At 62.4% G+C, this 12,325-nt stretch carries 13 protein-coding genes; 7 read left to right on the top strand and 6 right to left on the bottom strand.

Features of this window, described 5'->3' with window-relative positions:
- Positions 1-12: 12 nt before the first annotated feature.
- On the bottom strand, positions 13-300 hold the full coding sequence (gene gatC / locus AX760_RS04070; RefSeq protein ID WP_071831695.1) for an Asp-tRNA(Asn)/Glu-tRNA(Gln) amidotransferase subunit GatC: 288 nt from the start codon (positions 298-300) through the stop codon (positions 13-15).
- Positions 301-382: 82 nt separating this feature from the next.
- Positions 383-1,087, bottom strand: a complete 705-nt coding sequence (locus tag AX760_RS04065) for a metal-dependent hydrolase (protein WP_071831694.1) — start codon at positions 1,085-1,087, stop codon at positions 383-385.
- Positions 1,088-1,184: 97 nt separating this feature from the next.
- Between AX760_RS04065 and ruvX the strand changes: the two genes are divergently transcribed.
- Positions 1,185-1,679 carry a Holliday junction resolvase RuvX gene (gene ruvX, locus AX760_RS04060; protein ID WP_071831735.1) on the top strand — a complete coding sequence of 165 codons (495 nt, stop codon included), beginning with the start codon at positions 1,185-1,187 and terminating at the stop codon, positions 1,677-1,679.
- Here ruvX and AX760_RS04055 read toward each other — a convergent pair.
- Together AX760_RS04055 and AX760_RS27925 are read right to left on the bottom strand one after the other, a co-directional pair.
- A complete protein-coding gene (locus AX760_RS04055; RefSeq protein WP_071831692.1) occupies positions 1,616-1,960 on the bottom strand; it encodes a DUF6105 family protein in 345 nt (114 codons plus the stop codon). The two genes, ruvX and AX760_RS04055, sit on opposite strands and share 64 nt — an antisense overlap.
- On the bottom strand, positions 1,957-2,088 hold the full coding sequence (locus AX760_RS27925; RefSeq protein WP_280950752.1) for a hypothetical protein: 132 nt from the start codon (positions 2,086-2,088) through the stop codon (positions 1,957-1,959). The genes AX760_RS04055 and AX760_RS27925 overlap by 4 nt, the downstream gene beginning before the upstream one ends.
- 198 nt (positions 2,089-2,286) lie before the next feature.
- On the opposite strand from AX760_RS27925, the gene AX760_RS04050 reads away from it, so the two are divergent.
- Positions 2,287-3,222 carry an AEC family transporter gene (locus AX760_RS04050; protein ID WP_071831691.1) on the top strand — a complete coding sequence of 312 codons (936 nt, stop codon included), beginning with the start codon at positions 2,287-2,289 and terminating at the stop codon, positions 3,220-3,222.
- Here the strand turns inward: AX760_RS04050 and AX760_RS04045 are convergent.
- Entirely contained in the window at positions 3,204-4,856 is a 1,653-nt protein-coding gene (locus tag AX760_RS04045) for an acyl-CoA dehydrogenase family protein (RefSeq protein WP_071831689.1), read from the bottom strand. The two genes, AX760_RS04050 and AX760_RS04045, sit on opposite strands and share 19 nt — an antisense overlap.
- Positions 4,857-5,055: 199 nt before the next feature.
- Between AX760_RS04045 and AX760_RS04040 the strand changes: the two genes are divergently transcribed.
- The 4 genes from AX760_RS04040 to dprA are packed head-to-tail and all read left to right on the top strand — an operon-like array spanning position 5,056 to position 9,075.
- The gene (locus AX760_RS04040; RefSeq protein ID WP_071831686.1) at positions 5,056-5,997 is read left to right on the top strand and encodes an aspartate carbamoyltransferase catalytic subunit; all 942 of its coding nucleotides are present in this window, start codon (positions 5,056-5,058) and stop codon (positions 5,995-5,997) included.
- Complete coding sequence (locus AX760_RS04035) at positions 5,994-7,283, top strand: dihydroorotase (RefSeq protein WP_071831684.1); 1,290 nt, start codon at positions 5,994-5,996, stop codon at positions 7,281-7,283. Before AX760_RS04040 ends, AX760_RS04035 begins: the two co-directional genes overlap by 4 nt.
- A gap of 26 nt (positions 7,284-7,309) precedes the next feature.
- Positions 7,310-7,924 (top strand): glycerol-3-phosphate 1-O-acyltransferase PlsY, encoded by a 615-nt coding sequence (plsY, locus tag AX760_RS04030; protein ID WP_071831682.1) that lies wholly within the window; start codon positions 7,310-7,312, stop codon positions 7,922-7,924.
- 5 nt (positions 7,925-7,929) lie between these two features.
- Complete coding sequence (gene dprA / locus AX760_RS04025; RefSeq protein ID WP_071831680.1) at positions 7,930-9,075, top strand: DNA-processing protein DprA; 1,146 nt, start codon at positions 7,930-7,932, stop codon at positions 9,073-9,075.
- On the opposite strand, the gene AX760_RS04020 is transcribed toward dprA, so the two are convergent.
- Positions 9,004-9,261 carry a hypothetical protein gene (locus AX760_RS04020; protein ID WP_083531057.1) on the bottom strand — a complete coding sequence of 86 codons (258 nt, stop codon included), beginning with the start codon at positions 9,259-9,261 and terminating at the stop codon, positions 9,004-9,006. The genes dprA and AX760_RS04020 overlap by 72 nt on opposite strands.
- 345 nt (positions 9,262-9,606) lie before the next feature.
- Between AX760_RS04020 and topA the strand changes: the two genes are divergently transcribed.
- Positions 9,607-12,324: a type I DNA topoisomerase gene (topA, locus tag AX760_RS04015; protein ID WP_071831679.1), complete on the top strand. Its 2,718-nt coding sequence runs from the start codon at positions 9,607-9,609 to the stop codon at positions 12,322-12,324.
- The last annotated feature ends 1 nt before the right edge of the window (position 12,325 follow it).

The following is a 12,325-nucleotide window of genomic DNA, read 5'->3' as shown; positions in this document are numbered from 1 at the left end:
TTCGGCAGCCGCTTATTCGACGACTTTCGGGACAAGGAAGAAATTGCGTTCCGAATTCGGCGCATTGGCCACGATATCATCGGCCTTGTTGCCGTCGGTTACCGCATCGACACGCTTCTTCATGGCCATGGGCGTCACCGAGGTCATCGGTTCGACGCCTGTTACATCGACCTCGGACAATTGCTCGACGAACCCGAGAATGCCGTTGAGTTCGCCGGTCATGCGCTGTGCCTCTTCTTCGGACACGGCGATGCGGGCAAGGCGCGCGACGCGCTTCACGGTGGCGAGATCTACGGACATGGTCGTCTCCGGTCTTTAAAACTTTCCCCCGCTATAATGGCCGGAACGCGGCCACGCAACGGGGGAATGTCGTTTGCTGGCCTCAGAGCGTGAGGAGAGCGGCAACGGCGGGCGCTTCGACCTTGGTCTTGGCGCCATCCATGCCGGCAATGAACAGGTCCGGCGTCTGGTCGATGATGCCGAACGAGCCGTAATGGCAGGGCAAGACCGTACCGAACTTGAAATAGCGCTGGCAGGCGAGCGCCGCCACGGCACCGCCCATGGTGAACCGGTCACCGATCGGAACAAGGCCGATTTCCGGCTGGTGCAGTTCCTGGATCAGCGCCATGTCGGAGAAAATGTCGGTATCGCCCATGTGGTACAGGGTCGGCTCGTCGTCGAAATGCAAAACCAGGCCATTGGCGCTGCCGAGCGCATGCGAGACGCCGTCTTCCGTGATCTGCGCGGACGAGTGCAAGGCATTGACGAAGGTCGTGGAAAAGCCATCGAGGTGAATCGTGCCGCCTGTATTGCCCATCTCAAGCGCGCTCACCCCCTTCGACCCGAGCCATGCGGCCAGATCCGCATTGGCGACAACGGTCGCCCCGGTTTCCCTGGCAAGCGCGATCGTGTCGCCGACATGGTCGCCATGCCCGTGTGTCAGGAGAATGTGGGTCAGGCCGGCCGCGGCATCCTTGCGGCCTTCCTCGCGAAAGGACGGATTGCCGGTGAAGAACGGATCGATCAGGATCTTGGCCTTCGCCGTTTCGATGTGAAAGGCGGAGTGGCCGAGCCATTGGATTTTCATGGAATTGCTCCTGATGTTGACGGTGCGGGATGCTTTATCCGCTGGGGCAGCATATGGAAGGCCAACACAACAAAAAAAGATCGAATCGGCAAATCACATGGCTGTTGTCTCCATCGAAGAACTCGCCGCGACGCTTCAGCGCGGACAGGCGATCGCCGGGCTCGATCTCGGCACCAAGACGATCGGCATTTCAGTCTCGGATCTCGGCCGCCGGTTCGCGACGCCGCGCGAGGTCATCCGCCGGGTGAAGTTCGGTCTTGATGCCCAGGCGCTGGTCGCCATGGCGGAAAAGGAAAAGATCCTGGCCTTCGTCATCGGCCTGCCGATCAATATGGACGGCAGCGAGGGCCCGCGCGCGCAGGCAACCCGCGCCTTCGTCCGCAATATGGAGCAAAAGACCGCCCTGCCCTTCGTCTACTGGGACGAGCGTCTGTCGACGGTCGCGGCCGAACGGGTGCTGATCGAGATGGACGTGTCGCGCAAGAAGCGGGCCGACCGGATCGATTCGGCCGCCGCCTCCTTCATTCTTCAGGGCGCGCTGGACAGGCTGCTGTCCTTGGCGAATGCCGTCCCGCCTGCAGCGGCCGACTGAACGGCCGGAAAGCGCTGGCGATACCATGCGGCGATGGCGCGCCGTTTGCGATAGGCGATGATCGCAAAGACGATGAGACTGTCGAAGGCGATGGCGCGGGCCACCAGCGGCGGAATGGTTTCCGGCGGAATGCCAAGCACATTGCCATAGACCGCAAACACCAGATCATGTGCCTGGCGTGTCAGCATGAAGATGCCGAAGCTCATGTCGTAATAGGAAAGCCCGTACCAGCCTGTCAGAAGGATCACCGGGCAAGCCCACAGGATCAGAAACCATTTCATGCGGCTTTCCTCTCTTGCGACAGGCGGCCGATCAGACGGAAGGCTGCCCAGTCGAGCGCCATAGCGCCGACCAGAACCACCGCCGGCATCTCGATATCGAGCGGCAGCCCTGCAAAAAACATCATCATGATCATTATCAAGCCAGTTCTCACCGAACCGCTCCGTTCCGCATGGCGTTAAACTTTTCTTTACCGTCCCATTTTGCCCGTTAACCCTCACGGTGCAACGTAAACCATTTGTTAAGGTTAATTTGCACAGGCCGGCCAAGGGTTGCCGCAACCGCTGTGAGCCGCTATCGGTGGCCGTCCCGCCTCCCCGAGTCCCCCATGACCATTATCTTCGAAAGCATCCTGCCGATCTTCCTGCTCGTCCTCCTGGGCGTCTGGCTGAAGCGATCACCGCTGATCGATCGCACGCTTTGGGAAGGCCTGGAGCAACTCGGCTATTTCATCCTGTTTCCCGCGCTTCTGTTCTCGACGCTGGCAACGGGGGATTTTTCCGGCATGAGGGCGGATGCGACGGCGATCGCCACGATCGGCAGCATCACATTGATGTGCGCCTGCCTGCTGGCGCTTTGGCCGCTGCTGCGGGCCAGGAATGTCTCCGCGCCCGCCTTCACCTCCGTTTTCCAGACGGCGACACGCTGGAACGGCTTCATGGCACTGGCGATTGCCCAGAAGCTCTACGGACCGATCGGGCTCAGCCTGACGGCGCTGGTGATGACGCTGGTGATCATCCCCATCAATCTCTACAATGTCGGCGTGCTGGTCTGGTTCGGCGGCGGATCGCGCGGCTTCAAATTCTTCGCCTTCAAGATCGCGACCAACCCGCTGATCGTCGCCTCGGCGCTCGGCATCCTGCTTAATCTCTTCGGCATCCGCGTCTACGCCCCGGTGCTGGGCGCGATCGAGATGCTGGGCAATGCCTCGCTCAGCCTCGGCCTTGTCATGGTCGGTGCCGGGCTCAAGGTGTCGGATGCCCTGAAGCCCCGCCTGATCACCCTGTTTGCGGTCTTCCTGAAGCTGATCCTGATGCCGGTTTTCATGGTCGGTGCGAGCTACCTGCTCGGGATCCGGGGGGAAGCGCTTCTGGTGATCGCGCTCGGTGCGAGCGTCCCGACCGCCATGAATGGCTATCTGCTCGCCAAGCAGATGGGGGGCGACGCGCCGCTTTATGCCGCCGTTGCAACCGTGCAGACGGTTCTGTCCTTCTTCACCATCCCTCTGGTCCTGACCGTCACCGCCTATATCGCCGCAGGATAGAGCAGGTCGACGATGTATGCCGAATCGAAACGCGAATCGAGCATGCCGTAGGTCGAGCGCCAGCCGCCGGCAAGGCGCGATTCGAGGAAGGCATCGGCAATCCTGCCGGCCCCAAGACGGTAGAGCTCTGCGGCGGCGGCGGCCAGCGCCAGCTGTTCGATCAGCATGCGCGCCGCCCCCTCGTCACGCTCGCAAAGCGACATGGCCGCCCTAAGCACATCGACGGTCTTCTTGGCTGCCGGACCGAGATCGCGGCTGATCACCTGGAACAGCAGTTCGAACAGGTCCTTGCCGCGCTGAAGAACGCGCAGCACATCCAGCGCCATGACATTGCCGGAGCCTTCCCAGATGGCATTGACCGGCGCTTCGCGGTAGTGGCGGGCGATCGGCCGTTCCTCGACATAACCATTGCCGCCAAGGCACTCCATGGCCTCATAGATCAGGCCGGGGGCAATCTTGCAGGTCCAGTATTTCGCCACCGGCGTCATGATCCTGGCATAGGCCGCATCTTCCGAACTGTCGCGCGCCCTGTCGAAGGCCTCCGCGACCCGAAGCGACAGCGCGCTGGCGGCGGCGACATCCAGCGCCATGTCGGCGAGAACCCGCGTCATCATCGGCTGGTCAACCAGCGGCCTGCCCGAGACCCTGCGACCGCGCGTATGGTGCACCGCTTCGGCCAGCGAGGCGCGCATCATGCCGGACGAGGCCAGCGCGCAATCGAGCCGGGTCAGAGTGACCATGTCGAGAATCGTGCGCGTTCCTCCGTCCGGCGTGCCCAGCAGGAAGCCGAACGTATCGGCGAATTCGACTTCGGCAGAGGCATTCGATCGATTGCCAAGCTTGTCCTTCAGACGCTGGAACTTCAGTCCGTTGGCGGCACCGTCCTCAAGCAGACGCGGCACCAGAAAACAGCCAAGACCGTCGCGGGTCTGGGCCAGCATGACGAAGGCGTCGCTCATCGGCGCGGACATGAACCATTTATGGCCGTTGAGGCGGTAGATCCCCTCGCCCACCCGCTCGGCCGTCGATGTATTGGCACGCACATCGGTGCCGCCCTGCTTTTCGGTCATGCCCATGCCGATGGTGACGGCGGATTTCTGCATCCAGGGCTTGTTTGCCGAATCATATTTCCGCGACAGGATTTTTGGCGCCCATTCCTTCTGGACGACGGGTGAAGCGGTAATCGCCGCAACCGATGCGCTGGTCATGGTCAGCGGGCAGAGATGGCCGCACTCAAGCTGGGCGGTCAGGAAGAAGCGCACGGCACGCGCCTTGTGCGATCGGCCCTGTTCGTCCTTCAGGTTTTCCCAGGCCGAGGCATGCAGACCCGATGCCATCGACCGGCGCATCAGCGCATGCCAGGCCGGGTGGAAATCGACGACATCCAGCCGTTCGCCGCGCGGGCCGTGCGTGCGCAAATGCGGCACGCCCTGATTGGCCATGCGCGCCAGATCCTGCGCTTCCGGCGAGGTCACGTAGCGGCCGATGGTCTCGAATTCGTCCCGCAACGACCGTGGCATCGACGACGTCACGTCGACCACCAAAGGGTCGGATCGATAGGCATTGATGCCGGACCAGGGTTTGGGCTGGTTCAGTTCGCCAAGTTTTTGTTCAGTCCGGGTCAATTGAGTCATGGGGCGGTTCTAGCGCAAGTTCCGGAGAGACGAAACTGTCGCCGATTGCGATATCGAGCGCTTCCCGCAACTATTTCCCCAACGCTGCAAATCCGGCACAAAAGCGTGGGGATGGCACAGGATTGCCGTGCCGCCGCCTTGCCCGTCGGGGATGCACGGATTATAGACCAGCCATATCACAAATTGGGGCGGGTCTTTCATGGATTTCTTTCCGCATCGGCACCTGCTGGGCATCAAGGGCCTGACAGAACCGGACATCACGCTTCTGCTCGACCGGGCTGACGAGGCCGTGAAGATTTCGCGGCAGCGGGAAAAGAAGACATCGACGCTCCGGGGGTTGACGCAGATCAACCTGTTCTTCGAGGCCTCGACCCGCACGCAAGCCTCGTTCGAACTGGCCGGCAAGCGGCTCGGCGCCGACGTCATGAACATGTCTGTCAGCAATTCTTCGGTCAAGAAAGGCGAAACGCTGATCGATACGGCGATGACGCTGAACGCCATGCACCCCGACGTTCTGGTCGTTCGCCATTCCTCGGCCGGTGCCGCAGCCCTTCTGGCGCAGAAAGTCTCCTGCGCCGTGGTCAATGCCGGCGACGGCCAGCACGAGCATCCGACGCAGGCGCTGCTCGACGCGCTGACCATCCGGCGCGCCAAGGGCAAGCTGTCGCGCATCATCGTCGCCATCTGCGGCGACGTGCTGCATTCGCGCGTCGCGCGTTCCAACATTTTGCTGCTCAACCAGATGGGTGCCCGCGTGCGCGTGGTCGCCCCCGCGACCCTCTTGCCGGCCGGCATCGCCGAGATGGGCGCCGAGGTCTATCACTCGATGGAGGAAGGCCTGAAGGACGCGGACGTGGTGATGATGCTGCGCCTGCAGCGCGAGCGCATGGCCGGGTCCTTCGTGCCCTCGGTCCGCGAATATTTCCGCTATTTCGGACTGGATGCGGAGAAGCTGAAGGCCGCCAGGGAGGATGCGCTCGTCATGCATCCCGGGCCAATGAACCGCGGCGTCGAAATCGCCTCGGAAATTGCCGACGGGCCACAGAGCGTCATCGAACAACAGGTGGAAATGGGGGTTGCGGTGCGCATGGCGGTGATGGAAACGCTCCTCTTATCCCAGAACCAGGGGCCGCGCGCATGACCGGTACGCTCGTCCTCAAGAACCTCCGCATCATCGATCCCTCGCGCAATCTGGACGAAACCGGCACGATCATCATCGAAAATGGCATCATTCTGGCGGCAGGCAAGACAGCCCAGAATGAAGGCGTGCCCGACGGTGCGACCGTGAAGGATTGCAGCGGCCTGCTCGCCGTTCCCGGCCTTGTCGATGCCCGCGTCTTTGTCGGTGAACCCGGCGGCGAATACCGCGAGACGATCGAATCGGCCTCACGGGCGGCGGCCTCTGGCGGCGTCACCTCGATCATCACCATGCCGGATACCGATCCTGTGATCGACGACATCGCGCTCGTGCAGTTCGTCCAGAAGACGGCGCGCGACAAGGCGCTGGTCAATGTCTATCCGGCGGCGGCGCTGACCAAACATCTCGACGGCGAGGAGATGACAGAATTCGGCCTTTTGCGCGAAGCCGGCGCCGTCTGCTTCACCAATGGCCGCCGGCCGGTGCATGACACGCTCGTGTTGCGCCGCGCCATGACCTACGCCCGCGAGTTCGGCGCCGTCATTGCGCTCGAGACGCGCGACAAATATCTCGGTGCCGGCGGCGTCATGAACGAGGGCCTCTTGGCGAGCTGGCTTGGCTTGCCGGGCGTTCCGCGCGAGGCGGAAATCATTCCGCTGGAGCGCGACTTGCGCATCGCGGCTTTGACCCGCGGTGCCTATCACGCCGCCAAGATATCGCTGCCCGAATCGGTGGAAGCAATCGCTGCCGCCCGCAAGCGGGGAGCCAACGTCACCTGCGGCATTTCGATCAATCACCTGACTCTGAACGAAAACGACATCGGCGAATACCGCACCTTCTTCAAGCTCTCGCCACCGCTGCGCGGCGAGGACGACCGGATGGCGATGGTTCAGGCCCTGTCGGACGGCGACATCGACATCATCGTTTCCTCTCACGATCCGCAGGACGTCGATACCAAGCGCCTGCCCTTTGCCGATGCCGCCGATGGCGCGATCGGGCTGGAAACCATGCTGGCGGCGGCCTTGCGCCTGTATCACAGCGGCCAGGTTTCGCTGATGCGACTGTTCGATGCTCTGTCCAGCCGTCCGGCAAGGATCTTCGGTCTGGATGCCGGAACGCTTGCACCCGGTGCCAAGGCGGACATCACCGTCATCGACCTCGACGAGCCCTGGATCGTCTCGAAGGAGACGATTGTCTCGCGTTCGAAAAACACGCCCTTCGAAAATGCCCGCTTTACCGGCCGGGCGGTTCAAACCTATGTTGCGGGAAAACTGGTCCATTCGCTTTAGGCAGATGGAATGAGGGAGGGTAACCCGTGGATATTTTCGACTGGCAGCTTGCGCTGCCGCTAACGCTGGGTTGCCTGGTTTTCGGCTATCTGCTCGGCTCCGTACCCTTTGGCCTGATCCTCACCCGCATGGCCGGGCTCGGAGATGTGCGCAAGATCGGTTCAGGCAATATCGGCGCGACCAACGTGCTGCGCACCGGCAACAAGAAACTCGCCGTAGCGACGCTGCTGCTTGACGCGTTCAAGGGCACGGCGGCTGCGGCCATCGCCGCCTCAGTCTTCGGCATCGAGGCGGGCATTGCCTCGGGCTTTGCCGCTTTCCTCGGTCATCTCTATCCCGTCTGGCTCGGCTTCAAGGGCGGCAAGGGCATCGCGACCTATATCGGCGTGCTGCTTGGCCTTGCGCCGTTGATCGTGCTGGTCTTTGCCGCTGTCTGGCTCGTCATGGCCAAACTGAGCCGCTACTCCTCGCTCTCGGCACTGGTTGCAACGCTTGTCGTTCCGGTTGTACTGTTGGCCTCGGGCTACGGGAAAATCGGGCTGCTGTTCGTGGTGATGAGCGTCATCACCTGGATCAAGCACCGGGCGAACATTCAAAGGCTGCTTGCCGGCACCGAAGGCCGGATCGGCGAAAAGGGATAGAAGACATGCCGGACGCCAGCGCAGGACGAAAAGGCATCGCGCTGACGGAACGACAGAGAATTGCCTGGCTGCGGCTGATCCGAAGCGACAATGTCGGCCCCGCCACCTTCCGCGACCTGATCAATCATTTCGGCTCGGCCGAAACGGCGCTGGACATGCTGCCGGAGCTTTCGCGGCGCGGCGGCTCGACCCGGGCGATCCGTGTCGCCTCGCTTGCCGACGCGGAAAAGGAACTGGCACTGGCGCACCGGTTCGGCGCGCGCTTCATCGGCATCGGCGAACCCGACTACCCACCGGCACTCCGCCAGATCGATGCGGCACCGCCGCTCCTTGCCGTCAAGGGACGGCTGTCGGTTGCGACCGTGCCTTCGGTCGGCATTGTCGGCTCGCGCAATGCCTCGATCAGCGGCGCAAAATTCGCAGCCATGATCGCCCGCGACGTCGGGCGGGCCGGCTATGCGGTCATTTCCGGCCTTGCCCGCGGCATCGATACGGCCGCCCATCGCGCCAGCCTTGAAACCGGCACGATCGCGGCATTGGCCGGCGGGCTCGACCAGCCCTATCCGCCGGAAAATGTCGGCCTGCTGGACGAGATCACCGGCGGCAATGGCCTTGCCATCAGCGAGATGCCGTTCGGCTGGGAGCCGCGTGCCCGGGATTTCCCGCGCCGCAACCGCCTGATCGCCGGCGTCAGCCTGGGCCTTGCCGTGGTCGAGGCTGCGGCGCGTTCGGGATCGCTGATCACCGCACGTTATGCGGCCGATTTCGGACGGCTAGTCTTTGCCGTGCCCGGATCGCCGCTCGACCCGCGCTGCCACGGCACCAACGGGCTGCTGAAGGACGGCGCCACCATCACCACGAGCCCGCAGGACATTCTGGAAGCGCTCGCTCCCCTCAGCCGCATCGATCTGTTTTCGCAGCCGCAAGCCGAAGAACCGGAAGGTGACGGCATCATGGCCCCACCCCCCAATGACAGCGAGCGCGCCCGGATCACCGATGCGCTCGGCCCGACGCCGGTTGAGATCGACGACATTGTCCGCCACACCGGCCTGACGCCCTCTGCAATCTATCTCGTGTTGCTAGAACTGGATCTCGCCGGGCGGCTTCACCGGCATGCCGGCGGGCTTGTTTCGCTCAGCTTGCTGGATTGACAGCTGGCGCTTGCCCTCCTGGATGTCGCCGGCCTCGACGAAGGCCATCTCGATCAGGTAACACAACATGTCGGCGCCCTCATTGCTGGCGACACCGCGCAGTTCGCCGAGCATCTGGCGGATATAGGCGATGTTGTCTTGTGTCTGCCTGTTGGTCTTGCCGGCGCCATTCATGGTCGCAATCATTTCACTTCCTGTTGCACATCTCGCCTGCGTGCGCCCAGATGGGAATGATCGGAGAGAATGCCGCGAAAAGGCGTCGCTTTTCCAGCGGCCACGGTCATCTCTGACCGCATCCTCAATCAATCTGTCGGGGCACGATTTTACACTTCCGAGACGATAACGCATTTATCTTTAATTGCAATACTGACGTAATCTCTTATAGGTTGTATCGCGTTGTGCATGGTTAAATTGAACGCTGGCACTTGACCACGGACGAATCCCTGTCCATGTCGGGGCATCGATATTTCCGGGCGTGCCACCGTTTTGCCGGTAGGGCACGCATTTGAACGGTTGCTCTGAAGTATGACCATGAATGTAGTCGTCGTGGAATCGCCTGCCAAGGCCAAGACCATCAACAAGTATCTCGGCCCCGGCTACAAGGTTCTGGCGTCGTTCGGCCATGTCCGCGACCTGCCGGCCAAGGACGGCTCGGTCCTGCCGGACGAGGACTTCGCCATGCTCTGGGAAGTCGACAGCCAGTCGGCCAAGCGCATGAAGGACATCAGTGACGCGCTGAAGACGGCCGACGGCCTGATCCTTGCGACCGACCCGGATCGCGAGGGTGAAGCGATTTCCTGGCACGTGCTGGATCTCTTGCGCAAGAAGAAGCTGATCGGCGACAAGCCGGTGAGCCGCGTGGTGTTCAACGCCATCACCAAGAAGGCCGTACTCGACGCCATGGCCAATCCGCGCGATATAGATATCCCGCTGGTCGATGCCTATCTCGCCCGCCGTGCACTCGACTATCTCGTCGGCTTCAACCTTTCGCCGGTGCTCTGGCGCAAGCTCCCGGGTGCGCGCTCTGCGGGACGGGTGCAGTCCGTCGCACTGCGGCTCGTTTGCGACCGCGAATCCGAAATCGAACGTTTTGTTTCCGAAGAATACTGGAACATCTCGGCGCTGCTGAAGACACCGCGCGGTGACGAATTCGAGGCCCGGCTGGTTTCGGCCGAGGGCAAGCGCCTGCAGGCCCGATCGATCGGCAATGGCGACGATGCCGGCCGTTTGAAGAGCCTGCTCGACGGCGCCGCCTATACCGTTGACAGCGTCGAGGCAAAACCGGTCAAGCGCAACCCGTCGCCGCCGTTCACGACCTCGACCTTGCAGCAGGCCGCCTCCTCCAAGCTCGGATTTTCGGCGTCGCGCACCATGCAGGTGGCGCAGAAGCTGTATGAGGGCATCGACATCGGTGGCGAGACCGTCGGTCTCATTACCTATATGCGTACCGACGGCGTGCAGATGGCGGCGGAAGCGATTGACGCCGCCCGCATCGCCATCGGCGACCAGTTCGGCGCCCGCTACGTTCCGGACAAGGCCCGCCTTTATTCGACCAAGGCGAAGAATGCCCAGGAAGCCCACGAGGCCGTGCGGCCGACCGACTTCAACCGTATTCCGGACCATGTCCGCAAGTTTCTCGATGCCGACCAGATCCGACTTTACGACCTGATCTGGAAGCGCGGCATCGCCAGCCAGATGGCCTCGGCCGAGATCGAGCGCACGACAGCCGAGATCACGGCGGAGAATGGTGGCCAGAAGGCTGGCCTGCGCGCCGTCGGTTCCGTCATCCGCTTCGACGGCTTCATCGCCGCCTATACCGACCAGAAGGAAGACGGCGAGCAGAGCGATGACGGCGACGAGGATGGCCGCCTGCCGGAAATCAATGCACGCGAAAACCTCGCCAAGCAGAAGATCAACTCGACGCAGCATTTCACCGAGCCGCCACCGCGGTATTCGGAAGCGACGCTGATCAAGAAGATGGAAGAGCTCGGCATTGGCCGGCCGTCCACCTATGCGGCGACGCTGAAGACGCTCAGCGACCGCGAATATGTGGTCATCGACAAGCGCAAGCTGATCCCGGAAGCCAAGGGCCGCCTCGTGACGGCTTTCCTCGAGAGCTTCTTCGCACGCTATGTCGAATATGATTTCACGGCATCGCTCGAGGAAAAGCTCGACCAGATCTCCGCCGGCGAGCTGAACTGGAAGGACGTGCTTCGCGACTTCTGGAAGGATTTCTTCGCACAGATCGAGGATACAAAGGAACTGCGTGTCACCAATGTTCTCGATGCGCTCAACGAGGAACTGGCACCGCTGGTCTTCCCGAAGCGCGAGGACGGCAGCGATCCGCGCATCTGCCAGGTCTGCGGCACCGGCAAGCTGTCGCTGAAGCTCGGCAAATACGGCGCCTTCGTCGGCTGCTCCAACTATCCGGACTGCAATTTTACCCGGCAGCTCTCCTCCGACAGCAAGGACGGCGCCGAGGCGTCCGCCTCCAGCGAGCCGCAGGCGCTGGGCAAGGATCCGCATACCGACGAGGAAATTACCCTGCGCACGGGCCGTTTCGGCCCCTACGTGCAGCGCGGTGACGGCAAGGAAGCCAAGCGTTCGAGCCTGCCGAAGGGCTGGACGCCGGCCTCCATCGATCATGAAAAGGCGCTCGCACTTCTGTCCCTGCCGCGCGATATCGGCGCGCATCCGGAAAGCGGCAAGATGATTTCGTCCGGGCTTGGCCGTTACGGACCGTTCATCCTGCATGACGGCAAATATGCCAATGTCGAAACCATCGAGGACGTCTTCTCGATCGGCCTCAATCGTGCGGTCTCGGTGCTCGCCGACAAGGCAGCGAAGGGGCCTGGCGGACGGGGTGCGGCTGCCGCGCCGCTGAAGGAGATCGGCGACCACCCCGACGGTGGCGCGATCACCGTCAAGGACGGAAAATACGGGCCCTACGTCAACTGGGCCAAGGTCAATGCCACCCTGCCAAAGGGCAAGGATCCGCAAGAGGTGACCCTTGAGGATGCGCTGCTGCTGATCGCCGAGCGTATTGCCAAGGGCGGCGGCGCCAAGCCTTCGAAGGCAAAGACGACAAAGCCGAAAACGACAAAGGCCGAGGCCGCCGGAGCCACAAAGTCCGCAAAGCCGAAGGCAGCAGCCAAGCCGAAGGCGGCAGCGAAACCCAAATCTGCAGCACCATCGAAGGCAGCAGCAAAGCCAAAGGCCAAGGCGACAACCAAGGCCAAGAAGGACTGAC

The organism is Pararhizobium antarcticum (assembly GCF_001885585.1).
GTDB lineage: Bacteria > Pseudomonadota > Alphaproteobacteria > Rhizobiales > Rhizobiaceae > Pararhizobium > Pararhizobium antarcticum.
This window is presented reverse-complemented; position numbering and strand designations above follow the sequence as displayed.